Genomic DNA, 18,448 nt, shown 5'->3' on the forward strand with positions numbered 1-18,448 from the left:
ATGTAGACGTTTAGATAACTGGGTTGAATCCGTTTCACCCTGCTAACGTGTGGCTAACTACCACTCGCTAGACGCAAAGAATGTGGGTCATCGCCCCTGTCTGAGTCGGTTTTAAATGTACCCATTAATCGCGTCAGCTTCTGCGCTAAGTCATCCATCGATTGGCTCGCAGCAGATGTCTCTTCAACCAATGACGCGTTTTGTTGAGTCATTTCATCCATTTGGCCAATGGCTTTATTGACTTCGTTAATTCCCAAAGATTGCTCTTCACTGGCTTTGGTGATGTCCTCAATAATTGAGCCTACCCGTTTCACCGATTCCACAATGTCTGCTAACGTGGTACCTGACTCGTTAACAAGGTGGCTACCTTCTTCGACTTTTACCACGCTATCTTTAATTAAGTCGGTAATATCCCGCGCTGCAACACCTGTTCGCTGCGCCAGGTTACGGACTTCCGCCGCGACGACGGCAAATCCACGCCCATCTTCTCCGGCACGAGCCGCTTCCACGGCCGCGTTAAGTGCGAGTAGGTTGGTCTGGAAAGCGATCTCTTCGATAACGGCAATGATGTCGGCAATTTTCTTACTACTTGCGCTAATGGCATCCATTGCTGATACGGCTTGATTAACGATTTCGCCACCTTTTTCAGCCTGGGTACTTGTTTCAGCAGAAAGTTGGTTCACATATTGGGTACTTTCGGTATTTTTCGTTACCGTGGTTGTGAGCTCTTCAAGGCTGGCTGCGGTTTCTTCAAGAGACGCAGCTTGCGCTTCAGTTCGGGTACTTAAGTCTAAATTACCGGTGCGGATTTGTTGTGACGCGGTACTGATACTGTTTGATGAGCCAAGTATCTCTTTAACAAGATTTGAGAGGTTGCTGACACTGGTGTTGACCGCATCTCGCAATATGGCAAACTCACCTTGGAAATCGCCTTTCATGGTTTCGGTGAGATCGCCATCTGCTAGTGCACTCAACACACTTTTACACTCATTGATTGGCGGAACTATCGCATCGAGTGCGGAGTTTACACCGACAATAATATCTTGGAAATCACCTTGGTGCTGCTGCTCATCGGCCCGAGCGGAAAGCTCTCCTTGTACTGCGGCATTCGCGAGTTTATTGGCGTCTTTAACCAGTAGGTTAATGGCGGCAATACAAGTGTTCAGATTGTTCTTGATGTGATTAAAGTCACCTTGATAGTTCGCTGTGATAGGCTCTGGGATATCGCCTTTCGCAATGCGGTTCACGTATTCTGCAGCGGTGTTAAGTGGCGTCACTACTGCATCCAAGGTGGCGTTGACGCCTTCGATGATCTTACGGAAATCGCCTTGGTGTTTGGACTCGTCTGCTCTTGCTTTGAGCTCACCTCTGACGGCTTCATCCACTAAGGTATTGGCATCGCCAACCAAGCGGTTAATCGCAGCTATACAGGTATTTAAGTTGTTCTTGATTTTGTTGAAGTCGCCTTTGTATTCATCGGTAATTGGTTCAGGGATATCCCCTTTGGCGATACGATTCACATAATCGGCAGCCATGTTGAGCGGGTTGACCACGGCATCAAGTGTCGCGTTGACCCCTTCGATGATCTTACGGAAATCCCCTTGGTGTTTGGATACATCCGCTCTTGCTTTGAGCTCACCTCTGACCGCTTCGTCAACTAAGTTATTGGCGTCGTTAACCATCTGGTTAATGGCCGAAATACAGGTATTTAAGTTGTTTTTAATTAAATTGAAATCCCCTTGATATTGTTCAGTAATTGGCGCTGGGATATCCCCTTTGGAAATGCGTTCGACATAATCCGCTGCTACGGTCAGTGGACCAACGATAGCGTCTAACATTTGGTTGATACCGTCGGCTAGGGTATGCATGAAGCCTTGGTATCTAGAGCTATCTAAGCGTTTATCGAGTTGTCCCGAGACCGCGGCATTGATGACGGAAGCAACTTGAGTTTCTGCATCACGCTGTTCAGTCATATCAGCCCATTCAACCACAGTACCCAAACGTTCTCCTTTGTCGCCTAATACCGGGTTGGCCACAATATTGAAGATGCGCCCCCCAATAGTGATTTCCTCGCGATGTGTGCCTGTGATGCCTTTTAGTTGACTGAATACCTGAGTAGATGATTTATCGAAGACATCGATATTGGTGCCACGAAGGTTTGCAATATTGAGAGAAGGTAGGTCTTTTTTAAGCTGATTTTCATTCTGGCTTAGAAGCTGCTTAAACGCATCGTTGTAATAAATGACGGTATTTTTCGCGTCGGATACAATCACATTGGCTGACACATTGTCGAGTGCTTGGCGTATGCGATTGTTTTCCGCCGCCTGTTTGCGTTCTTGTTCTATCTGCGAACTGAGGTTACTTTGCATGGTGCCAAGCGATCTTAACAACTCACCAACTTCGTCAGTGGATGTTGAGTTGATTTCATTGTCGAGCTTGCCATTGGCTATCGCATTCGCAATGTCAACAGAGCGAGATAATGGTTTAGTGATAAGACGTTGGACAAAAATCAAAAATGCAACAGTAAGGCCGAGTGCCACCACTGTCGTTATAATGGACGCATTGAGTGCTTGGCCTGCGTCGACTTCAAGCTCATGTGAAAAGTCGACCAAGTCAGTAGAGAGTCTGTCTTCTACTTTTTTTAACGCATTAATTTTGTCTGTTTGCATTTTGAACCAATATGCGGGGTCTACCCCAAATTGGCCGTTAGCCTCGTTTTCTAAGGCGATTTTACGCATATTATTCGTCGCGTCGATGAACTCGCCTTGCATTGTGTTTTTATAAAATGCGATGTGTTGGGCGGTGGCTAATGATTTAAAGACATCCATATACACATTTTGGATAGTAATGAGGGATTGGAGTCTATTGAATACGCCTGGTCCAAATTTGTCTTGAGAGAAGACGCCTGCTAATACCGCACGCTCTACACCGGCACGCTCTTTACTGTTTAGGAAGTTATAGTAGGCGGCCCCCATGTTTGCTAGCTGACCATCTGAACTTAACAAAGGTAACAAACCAACGATATCCAAATAAGCTGCGTTCTTTTTGTTGTAATAGGCGATGGCATCTTTGAGTGGAATACTGAGGTCAGAAATAGCTGTTCGTTGTTTGTTTAACTCTTCGCTCAGGTTCGTTGCTGCGTTCAACTGGTTGATAAACTTCTCACCAAATTGAGTGGCATCGAAGGTTTTAACAAAATTGAGCAAGGTTGCCAGTCTTTTGTCGACTTCAAGGCGTTGCTGTTGCAGCTCGTTGACAAACTTTTTGCCCCCGCTTCCAACGTAACCTGCGGTATAACCACGCTCTTTTTGCATTTCATGTACCAGAGAACTCGCTTTTACTGATAATTTTGCAAGCTCTTGTATTTGTTTGTTTTCATGCTCGGTTCTCCAGTCCAATCGTATTTCTATTTGGGCAAAAAACAGCATGCAAATGATAGGGAGGAGCACTAGAGTAACGAGTTTCCACTTGAAACTCAAGTTATTGAAGAATTCCATAGCCGATTCCTGACAGATCGTGGTTAATGTAAGTTCCATCTCTTTCTGCGTTTTTGGGGCATTTGCTCTACGACAGACTCACAGTTTGCCTTCAGTACTTTAACGCTAGTACTTTAACGCTAGCACTGATTATGTTATATGCAAGTTCAATCACTCATTGGCGGGGCTGATATACCCAAACTCTCAGCGTGGCCTGGTTTGGGTATATTCACTGGTTAATACTCTATAATTCAGGGGACTGCAGGTGTGTCCGAGTGGGCTGAATATCAGTTGAAAGGCGAATGTCACGCATGAGCATCATGTATACGACGACGCTTAAGGCGATATTAGACAGTGGGAACGCAATCCAAATACCGGTGACGCCGTAGAGCTTGGGCATGACGTATAGAAATGGCAGCAAAATTAACACGTTCCCTATGGTGACAAACATGGCTTTGCCTCCTTTATTGACGGATTGGTAGTAGGCGGCAGCGACAACTAAAAAGCCATCTAAAAACAACGCAAACATGTGTAAATGAATACCAAGTACTGTACTTTCAATGAGTGATTGGTCCGTATTGTTGAAGATAGACACAAATGCGTGTGGGAATAGGTTCAATAAAATGACGAACGCGACACCACCTAGAACGGAACTGCCCATCGCCACCTTGAGCAGTTTGCGGATATTGTCTTGATTTCGCGCCCCGTGATTGTAGCTTACTAAAGGTTGCATACCGTTCGCGATGCCTTCGGCGACCAGGTAGTAAATAATGACAATGTAGCCAACGATGGCATAAGCGCCAATTAAGAGCTCATTGCCATATTGAGCGAACAAAGCGTTGTGTACGGCGACCATCACCGAGCTGTAGGCGTACATGAAAAAGCTTGAAGTGCCAATTAATATAATTTTCGGGATAAGATTAAATTGCACTTTCATATCACGCAGAGTTAAACGTAATTGCGCTTTGTTAGTGAAAAAGTAACTGACACCTAATAGGGTTACTACCAGTTGTGCGATACCAGTAGCAAGCGCTGCGCCCATGAGCTCCCAACCAAGGTAGGCGATAAAAATATAGTCCAGCACAATGTTGACCACGGCACCAATGACCATCAAGGTGGTGGCTAAATTTGGATTTCCATCGTTGCGCAGTAGAAACGGAACCGCAATAGAGCCGAGAGAAAATACACTCGCGATGCTCAATATGTGCAGATACTGAAGCCCGAGTTGATAGACTCGGCCTTCTGCGCCTTGCCAGCGGATAAAGTCGTCTGAGTAAAGTAGCAAGGTTGCGGTGACGATTGGCATTAATGCAACCAACAATAAAAGACCTGTGCTAAGCACACGCTTCGCGCCTTCAATATCGTGCTCACCTTGACGTATTGATGCCAAGGCCCCAGTACCCACACCCACCATCATGCCGATGCCTAAAATTGAACCAATAATGGGCCAGGCTACGTTGATCCCGGCTAATCCATCGGCCCCGACATAGTGGCCGATAAAGACCCCGTCAATCACTTGGTAGAGGCCATTTACTAACATGGCCGCAACGGTTGGGATGGTGTATTTCCAAAACTGTCTATAGATTGAGTTTTTCATGTTCAATACCAATAGTTAGCAAGGCTAACTAAATAGTTAAATTTTTTCGGGTTTTAAGGCCATAGTGCCTAACCGCCTAGGGCCTTGTTCAAAAGTCGCTGAAGCTGCTGAGCTTCTTCGTGACTGAGTTTATGATTCATTTTTTCTGCAATGTCTTTATAAACCACTTCCTCTAAAGACATTTTGTCCGTTACGTCTTTGGTCAACATAACTCGTTTAGAGCGCGCGTCTTCAGGGCATATAATGCGTTTTACTAAGCCCTTTTTCTCTAAACGCGCCACCATATTCGAAGCTGACGGTTTGGTCACTAACAACTCTTTAGCGAGGTCTGTGATACGCACACCTTCAGAGTGCATTTGAATGACACGAAGATAATCAAATTCGTTGAAACTCAAACGCGAAAGCGGATCTTCTTTTGCGTACACACGCCAAGACTTAGCACAAAAACGCTCTAAATCTATCAAGCTTTTTTCTAACGCCATATTTCTAACGCCACAGGTTCGATTATTTAGTTAGCTTGGCTAACTATTCTAATCGAGCTTTGGTTAAATTACAACAAGCTCAAAAACTATCCGCAGCATTTTTTGTATTTTTTGCCACTGCCGCATACACATGGGTCATTGCGTCCAGGCTTCTTACTGCTTGATGGAGCGCTAGTATCGAGTGTGTCGGGAAAGGTGCCATCTATGTAGTACCAAAGGCCATTTTCTTTGACAAAGCGGGAGCGTTCTTGCAAGCACAGTTCTTGCCCATCTTCGATAAGATAAGCTTGAAAAGTAACGAAGCCTTCGTTGGGATGTTGGCTGGATTCAGCGGAGACAACGTTTAGGCTAGTCCAGTGGCTCTCGATTGACTGTTGGATGGCGTCTCTTTGCTCCTCTGCGTGGCAACTTGGGTGATAGGTAAGAATGACGTAGTCGACAAGTTTTAGGACGTGTGCGGAATAGCGCGAGCGCATTAGCTTTTCAGGTGTTGTCGCTTTGGCATGGTCTAAGTGGATAGGCTCGCAACAAGAGGAATATGGCAGGTTACTTCCACAAGGGCATAAAATCATAGCAAAGATCACGATTAAAAATAAGGTGGGATAAGTGTAGGGAGGCTATCAAAAGTTGCAATCTAAATTTGAACTGGAGTCAATCAAGAAACCACGGACAGGAGCTCGGTCGTCCATACGAGCGCTTCGTCATAGCTCTCACTTAGGTCGTCTTCCTGAATGCTGATATTGGATGCCAGTTGAGTGACTTTGTCCCATTCGGCTTTTTCATAGGCTATGGCTAGAGTGAGAATGTCGCCTAAATGCCCTTCACCGTTAACTAGTGCAGACTTCACGGACTCGCCGATGGGCATTTCTTCAACCAGAGCGTCGAGTGGTTGATCGAGCAGGCTATCTAACAGAGAAAACATTCCAGTGAGAAATGCAGAGCCTTCCTCAATTTGCTGTTTAATGTTGCACTTGGAGTAGATCAACTCGCAGTGCCGAGCTCGCTGAATCGATAAGCTGTATAAGTAATCTGGTTTTGAGTTTTCTTCGGTTGATGCGATGGCGACTAAAGAGACAAATTTGCGCAAGCGCTTTTCACCCAGATACACCAAAGCTTGTTTAAAGGATTGAATCTTAGTGCGAACATAAACTGAAGAGTTAACGTAGGTCAGCAATTTGTAGGATAGAGACACATCCTTGGCGACCAGCTGCTCGATGGCGTCGTAATCGATATTTTGTCGCGATATTTCTTTACACAAACTGACCACAGTTAAAAATGAAGGCTCTAGCGATTTTTTTTGTATCAGTTCAGGACGGCTAAAAAAGTAACCTTGGAAGTAATGAAACCCGGCCGCTTTGGCTTGGTTAAACTCCTCGTGCGTTTCGACTTTTTCGGCTAAAAACTCAATGTCTAGCTTTTTAACGCTGCGCATAAAAGTTTTTGCTCGCAGTATCGAAACCAGCTTAATGTCGAATTTAATGATTGAAATATATGGATAAAAAGATTTCCATTCTGGGCTTGGGATAAAGTCATCTAACGCAAGTTTGTAGCCCAGCTCTGACATTTCTTTTACCGCATCTAATAGCTCTTTGGTGGGTTCGCAATCTTCTAAAATTTCAACGACGAGGCTTTCTGAAGGAAACAACGTCGGTATGCGGTTGATGAGACTTTTGTAGGGAAAGTTAACGAAGCCTAGGTGATCACCCAGTGTCTTGTAGTGGGTAGATAAAAAGTGATCAGACAGTAGCCTGCTTGTCGCCAGCTCAGGGTCGATTTCAGGGAAGGTGTTATTGGGACCATCGCGAAATAGCACTTCATATCCGATCGTCTTTTTGTCGCCATCCAATATTGGCTGCCTAGCTATGTATGAATTTTTCAAGTCGACATTACTTATTTTAGTTAGTGAGATGACTTTGAGCTAAATGGGCGCGTTTGCAGTTCATACCCAGTTTTATCATAGACTAATACTGAACCTTGCGTATACCAATCACCTAATACCACACGAGTTTTTTCTCCTTTTGTGCTATTGATACGGTGTACGTTTGGTCTGTGAGTGTGTCCATGTATCATTAAGTCGACATCGTGCTGGTCCATCACTTTTTCCACTTCGCTAGCGGTCACATCCATGATATCGAGTGACTTATCGCGCTTGTCATTTTTGATGTCAGACTGCACTTTGCTAACGATTTTCTCTTTCCATGTAAAGGGTAGGCGGTTGAAAATCCATTGCAGCCAAGGTTGGTGAACCTTTTGACGAAATTTAAGATAATTGATATCTCGTGTACAAAGCGTATCACCGTGAAGAATGACGGCTTTTTTGCCATACAAATCGACGACGGTTTCTTGCTGCAAAATTTGAATGCCCGTTTGTTTGGCAAATCGCTTACCTAGTAGAAAGTCGCGATTGCCTTGGATAAAGTAGCAAGGAATACCCAAGCCAGTAAGTTGCTGAAATTCATGCTTGATCTGAGTGGCAAACTCGGAACGATCATCATCACCTATCCAAAATTCAAACAGATCACCCAACACGTATAAAGCGTCGGCGTGTATCGCTTCTTCGCGCATAAATTGGATGAAACATTCGGTGGTATCAGGGGCGTCGGGGGTAAGGTGTAAGTCAGAAATAAATAAAATGGCCATAGCGATTAAATAGGAGAGCAGTGCCGCTCTCCTTAATAGGTTCTCTTAACTGGTGGATTATTCAGCGATAGTCGTGCCAGTGATGATCACTTCTTCAAGAGGAACATCTTGGTGCATGCCCATTGAACCTGTGCTTACACCTTTAATTTGGTTAACGATTTCCATGCCTTCTACAACTTCACCGAATACACAGTAACCCCAGCCATCAGGTGTCTCTGAGCGGAAGTCTAGGAAAGTGTTGTCGTTCACGTTGATAAAGAACTGAGAGCTAGCGGAATGTGGTTCCATCGTACGCGCCATTGCAAGTGTACCCACTTTGTTGCTTAGGCCATTGTTTGCTTCGTTTTTGATCGTTTCACGAGTTGGCTTTTCACGTAGGCCAGACTCCATGCCACCGCCTTGAATCATGAATCCGTCGATAACGCGGTGGAAAAGCGTGTTATCGTAAAAGCCGTCACGGCAATATTGAGCGAAGTTTGCACTGGTTACTGGTGCATTTTCTTCATTTAGCTGAATTTTAATATCGCCAAAGTTAGTGTGAAGGGTGATCATGACAAATACCTTTTCTGTGTTTATGGTTTGAAGACGCGATTCTATCTTATCGTAGTATACCCAAACAACCTGAAGATGCAGAATTCAAGTAAACGGTATTACCTAAACTCTGAACTATTGATATACTCGAACATCCAATTTTTTTCATCAACTTATTAGATAGAGATCATGTTAAAGATATATAACACACTCACACGACAGAAAGAGGAATTCAAACCAATCAATGCTGGCAAAGTTGGCATGTATGTCTGTGGGGTAACCATTTATGATCTCTGTCATATTGGACATGGCCGCACGTTTGTTTCTTTTGATGTCGTGGCTCGCTATCTTCGTTATGCGGGTTACGATCTAACCTTCGTCAGAAACATCACAGATATCGACGATAAAATCATCAAGCGAGCTGCGGAAAATAACGAAACTTGTGACAGCCTAACTAATCGCCTGATTGGTGAAATGCACAACGACTTTGATGCGCTCAATATGAAAAGGCCAGATGTCGAGCCAAGAGCCACGGAATTTATCAAAGAAATCATCCAAGTTGTAGAAAAGCTCATTGAGAAAGGCTTTGCGTACGTTGCTGACAACGGTGACGTGATGTTTGAAGTCAGCAAATATGATGAATACGGCAAGCTTTCGAAACAAGATCTTGAACAATTGCAAGCCGGAGCCCGTGTGGGCGTCGACCTTGCCAAACGCAGCCCACTTGATTTTGTGTTGTGGAAAATGTCTAAACCTGGCGAACCGACTTGGGAATCCCCATGGGGCGCGGGCCGCCCAGGCTGGCATATCGAATGTTCTGCGATGAACTCCTCTATTCTCGGTGATCATTTCGATATTCATGGTGGTGGCTCGGACTTACAATTCCCACACCATGAAAATGAAATTGCTCAATCTGTATGTGCCCATGGGACTCAATATGTGAATACCTGGATGCACAGTGGCATGGTGATGGTAGACAAAGAGAAAATGTCCAAATCTCTTGGTAACTTCTTTACCATCCGTGATGTGCTTGCTCACTATGATCCTGAAACGGTTCGCTACTTCTTGATGTCTGGCCATTATCGTAGCCAACTCAATTACAGTGAGGAAAACTTAAACCAAGCACGCGCTTCATTAGAAAGGTTATACACATCTCTACGCGGGCTCGACTTAACGGTTGCAGCGAGTGGTGGTGACGAGTACAGAACTCGCTTCGTTGACGCGATGGATGACGATTTCAATACGCCAGAGGCTTACTCAGTGCTATTTGACCTCGCGAGAGAAATCAATCGCTTAAAAGGCGATGATCTGGAAAAAGCCAATCAACTTGGTGCACTACTTCGAGAGCTAGCCGACGTGATCGGTATATTAGGTCAAGAGCCAGAAGCCTTTTTGCAAGGAGGGGCTGGAGATGATGATGAAGTGGCTGAAATTGAAGCTCTCATCAAACTGCGCAATGATTCTCGTGCTGCAAAGGATTGGGCAAATGCCGATCTAGCACGTGACAAACTGGCGGCAATGAACATCGTGTTGGAAGATGGTCCGCAAGGGACGACCTGGCGTAAAAAATAACACCTTTCATATATTATTTTAGGGGTTGTGTATCAGCCCCTTTTTCTTGGCTTTGATACAGAAATTAAGGGTACAACCACGTGGCACAGATGTATTTCTATTACTCAGCAATGAATGCTGGCAAGTCGACCACACTTTTGCAATCTTCTTTTAACTATCAAGAGCGGGGAATGAACCCTGTTATTTTCACCGCGGCATTGGACGATCGTTATGGTGTGGGGCTGGTGAGTTCTCGAATCGGCTTACAGTCTGATGCGCAGCTATTTCGTCAGGATACCAATCTACTTGAGCTTATCGAATCTTTGCATCAACAAGAGCCACGTCATTGTATTTTGGTGGATGAGTGCCAGTTTTTATCCAAAGCGCAAGTATATCAGCTTAGTGAAGTGGTAGATAAACTGGGTATTCCCGTTTTATGTTATGGATTGCGTACTGACTTTCTTGGCGAGCTATTTGAAGGAAGCCAATATTTGTTGGCTTGGGCAGACAAGCTAATCGAGCTAAAAACCATTTGCCATTGTGGTAGAAAGGCCAATATGGTGATTCGCACCGATGAAAGGGGTAAAGCGATAGCGGAAGGTGATCAAGTTGCTATCGGTGGCAATGATAAATACGTGTCGGTATGTCGTCAGCATTACAAAGATGCACTAGGTAAATAAAAACGAAAAACGGAGCAATTAAGCTCCGTTTTTTTGTGTTCGTTATTAATTATTAACGAGCACGGAAGACGATGCGGCCTTTAGATAGGTCGTACGGTGTCATCTCTACAGTCACTTTATCGCCAGTAAGAATACGGATGTAGTTTTTACGCATTTTACCAGAGATGTGAGCAGTCACTACGTGACCGTTTTCTAGTTCAACGCGGAACATAGTGTTAGGTAGAGTATCAAGGACAGTGCCTTGCATTTCAATTACGTCTTCTTTAGCCATTTAATCCTCTTTAGACATCGGGCATTTTTTAACGGCATAGATTCTGCCGTTAAAAGTCAATTATGTAAAGTTGGGCGTATTCTACCCTTGCCAACGCTGATTTACTAGTTTTTGATGGCGTTGAAAACGTGTTTTGTAGTTCATGGCGGGGCATTCATTGATTTGATAACCCAAATAGAGCCATTGTTTGCCCTGTTGTTGACAATGTTGCAGCTGTAACAGGACACAAAGTGTGCCGAGCGAAAGCTTAGCATCAGGATCAAAGAAGGTGTAAAACGCACTCGCGCTATTGGTTAAAATATCCGTTACGGCGACCGCGATAAGGGTGCCTTCCGAATAAATATGCAGGTATTGAGTATTCAGCCATGAACAATTGGAAAATTGGCTAAACTCAAGCTTTTTCGGAGGATACATCGTACCATTAAGGTGTCTTTCATTGATGTACCTCGAGTATAAACCAAACCAGTTGTCATCGAGTTTATCTTTCAGCATCCAGCTAAATGACTTGGCCTTGGCGAGCAAGCGTTTTTGGCTTTTTGAAGGAATAAAGTCGTGGACAGAAACACGAATGGGGACACAAGCCTTACATTGGTCACAGTGGGGTTTGTATATGGTATCGCCGCTGCGGCGAAAGCCGTTAGCAAGTAAAACTTCATAGCTAGATACCGAATGCATTTGATTATCTAATGCAACGGCAACTCTTTCCTCTTTATTATCAAGGTAGCTGCATGCGTGGCTGTCGGTTAATCCGATTCGAATTTCTTGTAAATCTGAACTCATTTACGTACCTCTTAAGCTTTGCATGTTAGCCACTGAGCATTGAAGCATCCAGAATGTAAGGGCTTATCCTTAAAGGATAGCAAGTAATGCATGAATTGATCACGCTCTAATTCAAATGCTCCTAAAGACTTAAGATGAGGGTTCATCACCTGACAGTCAATGAGTTGTCCTCCATGGGCCGAAAAGTGTTGGCAGAAGTACCAAAGGGCAAGTTTTGAAGCGTTAGTTTGCAGGCTAAACATCGACTCACCACAAAATATTTTGCCAATGGAAATACCGTATAATCCACCAATTAATTTGCCATCTGACCAAACTTCTGTGGAATGGCAGTGTCCAAGTTCTGCGAGTAAAGAGTAGGCGTGAATCATATCTTCATTAAGCCACGTCTCTTCTGCTGTGCGTACGCTAGAGCAGCAACGGATCACTTGTTTGGTTGCAGAATTGATACTGACTTGGTAGTTATGCTTGCGTTGAAACTTTTTTAGGCTTTTTGACGGCGTGTATGTGTTAGGATCAAAGACAGCTCTAGGTGCAGGACTCCACCATAAAATAGGCTCTCCAGGTCCATACCATGGGAATATACCGTTTTGGTAACCTGATAAAATTCGGTCAGGGGATAGATCTCCACCGAATGCGAGCAATCCGTTGGGATCGTCCAATGCGCGCTCAGTTGGAGGGAAATGGTGAGTATTTTTGTCGAGTTCAGTTAAATAGATCGCCATAGTAATTAAATTATATTAAGAGGAAAGCGAAGTGAGAAATTGGTTATGGATCTTATTGATTTTTCCGCTCATTGCCAATGCGAGTTATGATCGAAATACCGCGCGGCCCGTCAATAAAATCGTATTTGGTCATGTGGATTCGGTGCGTTACATCAGCAAAGAAGATATCCGACGCTCACATGCGAACGGATGGGAAACATTGTTAGGTGGTGTTATCGGCGGCATTATTGGCTATCAATTTGGTGGCGGAAGAGGGCAACAAGTCGCCACTGCGGTGGGCGCGGTCGCTGGTGCAGGCATTGCACAAAGTCAGCAAAGTCAAGAGTATCGCGTCGAGTATAAGCTTGTTGAATTGCTGATCAAAACCGATAAAGGTAAGTTCATTGATGTGATTCAAGACGTAGACCCAGATATGTTGTTCCATCGAGGAGACAGCGTTCGAATTTTGTATTTTGATGATGGCGTCCGTGTCGATACCACCTACGATTCGAATTATTAATTGAGACCTAGCTCAATTATGCTGGAGTTAATGTACAAATTTCGTTAGTCTGACTCCACGAAGAATTGAACCGCCCTTAAACAACATGAATCTTACGGGCGGTGTAGGAAACTTAACGCTAATGGATACCCTTACTTTAAACCCAATTAGCTCAGTCAATGGTGAAATTAATTTGCCAGGCTCGAAAAGCGTGTCAAATCGTGCGCTGCTCTTGGCAGCGCTAGCGAAAGGCAAAACACGCCTTACTAATCTATTAGACAGTGACGATATCCGTCATATGTTAAACGCACTCACTAAACTTGGCGTGAGCTATTCACTCTCTAGCGATAAAACCGTCTGTGAAGTTGAAGGCTTGGCTGGTGCGTTTAGCTGCGAATCTGCACAAGAATTGTTTCTTGGTAATGCGGGCACCGCTATGCGCCCACTCGCTGCTGCACTTTGTGCGAGTACGGGTGAGTTTGTATTGACAGGCGAACCTCGAATGAAAGAGCGCCCTATTGGGCACCTTGTCGATGCACTCCGTCAAGCTGGCGCTGATGTGCAATTCCTCGAAAATGAAAATTATCCGCCGCTTAAGATCAAAGGTACGGGTATCCAAGGTGGCACCGTTTCTATTGATGGTTCAATTTCTAGTCAGTTTTTAACCGCGTTTCTGATGTCGGCTCCGCTTGCGAGTGATGATGTTACGATTGAAATCGTGGGTGAGCTGGTTTCCAAACCCTACATTGATATTACTTTGCATATTATGCAGCAGTTTGGTGTGGAGGTTATCAACCAAGACTATCAAACCTTTATCATTCGCTCAGGTCAGCAATATGTTTCACCTGGTGACTTTCTAGTGGAAGGCGATGCCTCATCGGCCTCTTATTTTCTAGCGGCTGCAGCGATTAAAGGCGGCGAAATTAAAGTCACAGGTATTGGTAGAAACAGTATCCAGGGTGATATTCAATTTGCCGACGCGCTTGAGAAAATGGGCGCTGAGATAGAGTGGGGCGATGACTATGTGATTGCTCGTCGCGGTTCGTTAAAAGCGATTGATATGGACTTTAACCATATTCCAGATGCGGCAATGACCATTGCGACAGCGGCATTATTTGCTGAAGGTACAACGGCCATTCGTAACGTCTACAACTGGCGGGTAAAAGAAACTGATCGTTTGTCTGCAATGGCGACAGAGCTACGCAAAGTAGGGGCAGAAGTAGAAGAGGGTGAGGACTACATCATCATTACTCCTACCAACAACTTACAACATGCGAGTATCGACACCTACGATGACCATCGTATGGCGATGTGCTTCTCACTGGTTGCCTTGAGTGATACTCCTGTGACAATTAATGATCCAGGCTGTACCTCAAAAACATTCCCAGATTATTTCGATAAACTTCAATTACTCAGTCAATAGACGTTGTTTTATTGATATATCGAGCCCGCCAAATTTTGGCGGGTTTTGTCGTTTTATCCAGCTCTAAGTTTGTCGGTAAAGCCGGACATTATACTGGCTATCCATCCAGTTCTTTATTATCATTCGAATATATATTCTCTAGTATTAGGTATCAATGTGATAGGTCGTCTTCGAGGAACCCTGATAGAAAAACTGCCCCCTGAGCTGCTCATAGAAGTGAATGGTGTTGGCTACGAAGTGCAAATGCCAATGAGCTGCTTTTATGAACTCCCTAACGTTGGTGAAGAAGCCATTATCTATACTCACTTTGTCGTGAGGGAAGATGCCCAGTTACTTTATGGCTTTAATACCGTAAAAGAACGGGCACTCTTTAGAGAAGTCATCAAAGCGAATGGTGTCGGGCCAAAACTGGGTTTGGGCATTCTTTCAGGAATGACGGCAATGCAGTTTGTTTCTTGTGTAGAGCGAGAGGACATCTCCACTTTAGTGAAATTGCCTGGAGTCGGGAAGAAAACGGCCGAGCGCCTTGTGGTGGAGATGAAAGACAGGCTTAAAGGCTGGGGGGCGGGTGACTTGTTTACACCTGCTGACGAAGTCGATTTATCCGATACTGGTTCACCGGTGAGTTCGAACTATGAAGAAGAAGCAATCAGTGCTCTGCTGGCACTAGGGTATAAGCCAACACAAGCATCAAAAGTGGTGTCACAAGTTGCTAAGCCAGAAATGAGTAGTGAAGCTTTAATTCGAGAAGCGCTTAAATCAATGGCATAACAGGAAGACAGTTTATGATTGAGGCAGATCGCTTAATCGCACCCAACAACCCAACATTCAAGGAAGAGGATGTCATTGACCGCGCGATACGTCCAAAGAAGTTAGAAGATTACCAAGGGCAGGATCATGTGCGCGGGCAAATGGAAATCTTTATTAAAGCTGCACAGCTACGCAATGAAGCATTAGATCATTTACTTATCTTTGGACCGCCGGGGCTTGGCAAAACGACGCTAGCCAATATTGTTGCCAATGAGATGGGGGTTAATATTCGGACCACATCTGGCCCAGTATTAGAAAAGGCGGGCGATCTCGCCGCGCTTTTAACCAACCTTGAAGAAAATGACGTCTTATTTATTGATGAAATTCACCGCCTGAGTCCCATGGTGGAAGAAGTGCTCTACCCCGCGATGGAGGACTACCAACTCGACATCATGATTGGCGAGGGGCCAGCCGCCCGCTCGATTAAGATAGACTTGCCGCCTTTTACGCTTATTGGTGCGACGACTCGTGCAGGCTCATTGACCTCACCACTGCGAGATCGATTCGGAATCACGCAGCGATTGGAGTACTACCAAATTGGTGATTTACAAAATATCGTTCAACGCAGCGCGCAATGCCTTGAGCTTTCCATGGAACCTGAAGGCGCGTTAGAAATAGCAAGACGCGCTCGCGGCACTCCTCGAATTGCCAACCGCTTACTTCGCCGTGTCAGGGATTACGCAGAAGTGAAAGCAGACGGTCATATTTGCGCCAGTGTTGCCGATAAAGCGCTCAACATGCTTGACGTTGATGTGCAAGGCTTTGATTATATGGATCGCAAGCTTCTTCTCGCCATTATGGAAAAATTCTCAGGTGGGCCTGTAGGCTTAGATAATATGGCAGCGGCGATTGGTGAAGAAAAAGATACCATTGAAGATGTACTTGAGCCTTACCTTATTCAACAAGGTTATTTGCAGCGGACACCGAGGGGCAGAATCGCGACAGATCGGGCTTATTTACACTTTGGAATTGAAAAGTAAAGTTTCACGCTAAAGTATTTGTATGGCCCTTTCTCGTGTGATAAGGGTCACAAAATGTAACATTATATTTGATCCAATTCGGTAACTTTTCCAGTTGAGTTGTTAACGCTCTGTATGTCAATTAGGACAAAAAATAGCCTGGGTAACCGAACCGTAACATCCCACCCATTTCGACTTTGATCTAAATCAAGTCATGTAATTTTGCAAAAATGTACCTAGTTACATTTTGACCAAAATCAACGCGACAGACATCAATAATTTTTTTGAATCCACCTGTTTTTGACAGTAGTATTAGGTCCGGCTATTAAGGCTGATGCGTAACATTTTTCTAACCACTTTGGTACATATCTGCATCTATTTGGTGCTGTTCTCATCCAGAATAGACAATATGTTGCACTATGTAGAGAGTGTCAAACAGCTGGCACACAGGAGTTATCATGATTGACATAGTTGATCTGTCGCGATTGCAATTCGCGATGACAGCAATGTATCACTTCTTATTCGTACCTTTGACTCTTGGCATGACTTTTATTCTTGCCATCATGGAGTCTTTGTACGTAATGACCAATAAGCAAATCTACAAGGACATGACCAAGTTCTGGGGTAAGCTTTTCGGTATTAACTTTGCGCTTGGTGTGGCTACAGGCCTAACCATGGAATTCCAGTTCGGTACAAACTGGGCATATTACTCACACTACGTGGGCGATATATTCGGCGCACCTCTAGCGATTGAAGGATTAGTTGCATTCTTCCTCGAATCTACAATGGTAGGTTTATTCTTCTTTGGCTGGGACAGACTATCTAAACGCCAACACTTAACCGTGACTTGGTTAGTGGCTATTGGTTCAAACTTCTCAGCACTTTGGATCCTGATCGCAAATGCCTGGATGCAACATCCTGTTGGCGCACACTTCAATTTTGAAACGATGCGTATGGAGATGGTGAGCTTCTCACAAATCATCTTCAACCCAGTTGCGCAAGTTAAGTTCGTGCATACTGTGGCTGCTGGTTACACCACAGGTGCAATGTTTGTGTTAGGCATCAGCTCTTACTACATCCTCAAAGGTCGTGATTTACCGTTTGCTCGTCGTTCATTTGCTATCGCGGCCTCTTTTGGTATGGCAGCCATTCTTTCGACGCTCATACTAGGTGATGAATCTGGTTATGAAGTGGGTGAAGTACAGAAAGTAAAACTGGCCTCCATCGAGTCAGAGTGGAACACTGAGCCACCTCCAGCCGCCTTTACCTTGTTCGGTATTCCTAACCAAGAGCAAGGGAAAACGGATTATGCTGTTCGGATCCCATACGTATTGGGCCTCATCGCGACACGTTCGACCGATACACCAGTTATTGGCTTGAACCAGCTTCGTGAACGCAACGTTGAACGCATCAAAACGGGTATGATTGCTTATGGCTTGTTGGAAAAACTGCGTGGCGGTGACAAGTCGGAAGCAACAATTCAAGCCTTTGATAAAGTTAAGCATGATCTCGGCTACGGTTTACTGCTGAAACGCTATACTAAGCAAGTGACCAACGCGACGCCTGAGCAGATCCAAAAAGCAGCGGATGACTCTATCCCTGAAGTATGGCCGATCTTCTGGTCGTTCCGTATTATGGTGGCGAGTGGCATTATCATGTTGTGTGTATTTGGTGCCGCATTCATTCAAGTATGTCGTCAGAAAATTGGAACGAGTAAGTGGATACACAAAGCCGCGCTTTACAGTATCCCATTGCCTTGGATTGCCGTAGAAACTGGCTGGTATGTTGCAGAAGGTGGGCGACAACCTTGGGCGGTCGGTGGCGTTCTTCCAACTTACGATGCGGCCTCTCCATTAACGGCCTCTGATCTGTGGACATCGATCGCGGTTATCATTGCTTTCTATTCATGCTTACTGGTCGCAGAAATGTATCTGATGATTAAGTTCGCACGTAAAGGACCTAGCAGTCTGAAAACTGGCCGATATCACTTCGAAAATGGTGGCAGCTCTATCGAAGATAAAGTTAATCGCCAAGTAGAATCTTAAGGC

At 44.7% G+C, this 18,448-nt stretch carries 17 protein-coding genes; 7 read left to right on the top strand and 10 right to left on the bottom strand.

The window, feature by feature from the left end:
- Nucleotides 1-53 precede the first annotated feature (53 nt).
- The 7 genes from M9194_RS14575 to M9194_RS14605 form a co-directional block, all read right to left on the bottom strand.
- Nucleotides 54-3,497: a methyl-accepting chemotaxis protein gene (locus M9194_RS14575; protein ID WP_250613417.1), complete on the bottom strand. Its 3,444-nt coding sequence runs from the start codon at nucleotides 3,495-3,497 to the stop codon at nucleotides 54-56.
- A 223-nt stretch (nucleotides 3,498-3,720) separates the two neighbouring features.
- A complete protein-coding gene (locus tag M9194_RS14580) occupies nucleotides 3,721-5,073 on the bottom strand; it encodes an MATE family efflux transporter (RefSeq protein WP_250613418.1) in 1,353 nt (450 codons plus the stop codon).
- Between the two features lie 68 nt (nucleotides 5,074-5,141).
- Nucleotides 5,142-5,555, bottom strand: coding sequence for a MarR family winged helix-turn-helix transcriptional regulator (locus M9194_RS14585; RefSeq protein ID WP_250613419.1), 414 nt, complete (start codon nucleotides 5,553-5,555; stop codon nucleotides 5,142-5,144).
- A gap of 86 nt (nucleotides 5,556-5,641) precedes the next feature.
- On the bottom strand, nucleotides 5,642-6,127 hold the full coding sequence (locus M9194_RS14590) for a YchJ family protein (protein WP_250613420.1): 486 nt from the start codon (nucleotides 6,125-6,127) through the stop codon (nucleotides 5,642-5,644).
- Nucleotides 6,128-6,210: 83 nt separating this feature from the next.
- Nucleotides 6,211-7,434: an EAL and HDOD domain-containing protein gene (locus tag M9194_RS14595; RefSeq protein ID WP_250613421.1), complete on the bottom strand. Its 1,224-nt coding sequence runs from the start codon at nucleotides 7,432-7,434 to the stop codon at nucleotides 6,211-6,213.
- 20 nt (nucleotides 7,435-7,454) lie between these two features.
- On the bottom strand, nucleotides 7,455-8,195 hold the full coding sequence (gene lpxH, locus M9194_RS14600; protein WP_250613422.1) for a UDP-2,3-diacylglucosamine diphosphatase: 741 nt from the start codon (nucleotides 8,193-8,195) through the stop codon (nucleotides 7,455-7,457).
- A gap of 57 nt (nucleotides 8,196-8,252) precedes the next feature.
- On the bottom strand, nucleotides 8,253-8,747 hold the full coding sequence (locus M9194_RS14605) for a peptidylprolyl isomerase (RefSeq protein ID WP_250613423.1): 495 nt from the start codon (nucleotides 8,745-8,747) through the stop codon (nucleotides 8,253-8,255).
- A gap of 168 nt (nucleotides 8,748-8,915) precedes the next feature.
- On the opposite strand from M9194_RS14605, the gene cysS reads away from it, so the two are divergent.
- Nucleotides 8,916-10,298 carry a cysteine--tRNA ligase gene (gene cysS, locus M9194_RS14610; protein WP_250613424.1) on the top strand — a complete coding sequence of 461 codons (1,383 nt, stop codon included), beginning with the start codon at nucleotides 8,916-8,918 and terminating at the stop codon, nucleotides 10,296-10,298.
- An 80-nt stretch (nucleotides 10,299-10,378) separates the two neighbouring features.
- Nucleotides 10,379-10,957: a thymidine kinase gene (locus M9194_RS14615; RefSeq protein WP_250613425.1), complete on the top strand. Its 579-nt coding sequence runs from the start codon at nucleotides 10,379-10,381 to the stop codon at nucleotides 10,955-10,957.
- Between the two features lie 52 nt (nucleotides 10,958-11,009).
- Here the strand turns inward: M9194_RS14615 and infA are convergent, their stop codons facing one another.
- From infA to aat, 3 genes are all read right to left on the bottom strand, one after another.
- A complete protein-coding gene (gene infA, locus M9194_RS14620) occupies nucleotides 11,010-11,228 on the bottom strand; it encodes a translation initiation factor IF-1 (protein WP_001040192.1) in 219 nt (72 codons plus the stop codon).
- A gap of 81 nt (nucleotides 11,229-11,309) precedes the next feature.
- Nucleotides 11,310-12,008, bottom strand: a complete 699-nt coding sequence (locus M9194_RS14625; RefSeq protein ID WP_250613426.1) for an arginyltransferase — start codon at nucleotides 12,006-12,008, stop codon at nucleotides 11,310-11,312.
- 11 nt (nucleotides 12,009-12,019) lie between these two features.
- Nucleotides 12,020-12,730 carry a leucyl/phenylalanyl-tRNA--protein transferase gene (aat, locus tag M9194_RS14630; protein ID WP_250613427.1) on the bottom strand — a complete coding sequence of 237 codons (711 nt, stop codon included), beginning with the start codon at nucleotides 12,728-12,730 and terminating at the stop codon, nucleotides 12,020-12,022.
- 31 nt (nucleotides 12,731-12,761) lie between these two features.
- Between aat and M9194_RS14635 the strand changes: the two genes are divergently transcribed.
- From M9194_RS14635 to M9194_RS14655, 5 genes are all read left to right on the top strand, one after another.
- The gene (locus tag M9194_RS14635) at nucleotides 12,762-13,229 is read left to right on the top strand and encodes a glycine zipper 2TM domain-containing protein (RefSeq protein WP_250613428.1); all 468 of its coding nucleotides are present in this window, start codon (nucleotides 12,762-12,764) and stop codon (nucleotides 13,227-13,229) included.
- A 121-nt stretch (nucleotides 13,230-13,350) separates the two neighbouring features.
- Nucleotides 13,351-14,631 (top strand): 3-phosphoshikimate 1-carboxyvinyltransferase, encoded by a 1,281-nt coding sequence (aroA, locus tag M9194_RS14640; RefSeq protein WP_250613429.1) that lies wholly within the window; start codon nucleotides 13,351-13,353, stop codon nucleotides 14,629-14,631.
- Nucleotides 14,632-14,787: 156 nt separating this feature from the next.
- Nucleotides 14,788-15,402, top strand: a complete 615-nt coding sequence (ruvA, locus tag M9194_RS14645; RefSeq protein WP_250613430.1) for a Holliday junction branch migration protein RuvA — start codon at nucleotides 14,788-14,790, stop codon at nucleotides 15,400-15,402.
- Nucleotides 15,403-15,416: 14 nt separating this feature from the next.
- Complete coding sequence (ruvB, locus tag M9194_RS14650; RefSeq protein WP_250613431.1) at nucleotides 15,417-16,421, top strand: Holliday junction branch migration DNA helicase RuvB; 1,005 nt, start codon at nucleotides 15,417-15,419, stop codon at nucleotides 16,419-16,421.
- Nucleotides 16,422-16,858: 437 nt separating this feature from the next.
- A complete protein-coding gene (locus M9194_RS14655; protein ID WP_250613432.1) occupies nucleotides 16,859-18,445 on the top strand; it encodes a cytochrome ubiquinol oxidase subunit I in 1,587 nt (528 codons plus the stop codon).
- The last annotated feature ends 3 nt before the right edge of the window (nucleotides 18,446-18,448 follow it).

The organism is Vibrio sinus (genome assembly GCF_023634645.1).
Taxonomy (GTDB): Bacteria; Pseudomonadota; Gammaproteobacteria; order Enterobacterales; family Vibrionaceae; genus Vibrio; species Vibrio sinus.

Coding starts and splice junctions, on each gene's coding strand:
- ruvB (WP_250613431.1), top strand. CDS start 15,417: ATGATTGAGGCAGATCGCTTAATCGCACCCAACAACCCAACATTCAAG.
- M9194_RS14605 (WP_250613423.1), bottom strand. CDS start 8,747: ATGATCACCCTTCACACTAACTTTGGCGATATTAAAATTCAGCTAAAT.
- aroA (WP_250613429.1), top strand. CDS start 13,351: ATGGATACCCTTACTTTAAACCCAATTAGCTCAGTCAATGGTGAAATT.
- M9194_RS14575 (WP_250613417.1), bottom strand. CDS start 3,497: ATGGAATTCTTCAATAACTTGAGTTTCAAGTGGAAACTCGTTACTCTA.
- M9194_RS14625 (WP_250613426.1), bottom strand. CDS start 12,008: ATGAGTTCAGATTTACAAGAAATTCGAATCGGATTAACCGACAGCCAC.
- lpxH (WP_250613422.1), bottom strand. CDS start 8,195: ATGGCCATTTTATTTATTTCTGACTTACACCTTACCCCCGACGCCCCT.
- M9194_RS14585 (WP_250613419.1), bottom strand. CDS start 5,555: ATGGCGTTAGAAAAAAGCTTGATAGATTTAGAGCGTTTTTGTGCTAAG.
- M9194_RS14590 (WP_250613420.1), bottom strand. CDS start 6,127: ATGATTTTATGCCCTTGTGGAAGTAACCTGCCATATTCCTCTTGTTGC.
- M9194_RS14580 (WP_250613418.1), bottom strand. CDS start 5,073: ATGAAAAACTCAATCTATAGACAGTTTTGGAAATACACCATCCCAACC.
- infA (WP_001040192.1), bottom strand. CDS start 11,228: ATGGCTAAAGAAGACGTAATTGAAATGCAAGGCACTGTCCTTGATACT.
- aat (WP_250613427.1), bottom strand. CDS start 12,730: ATGGCGATCTATTTAACTGAACTCGACAAAAATACTCACCATTTCCCT.
- M9194_RS14655 (WP_250613432.1), top strand. CDS start 16,859: ATGATTGACATAGTTGATCTGTCGCGATTGCAATTCGCGATGACAGCA.
- cysS (WP_250613424.1), top strand. CDS start 8,916: ATGTTAAAGATATATAACACACTCACACGACAGAAAGAGGAATTCAAA.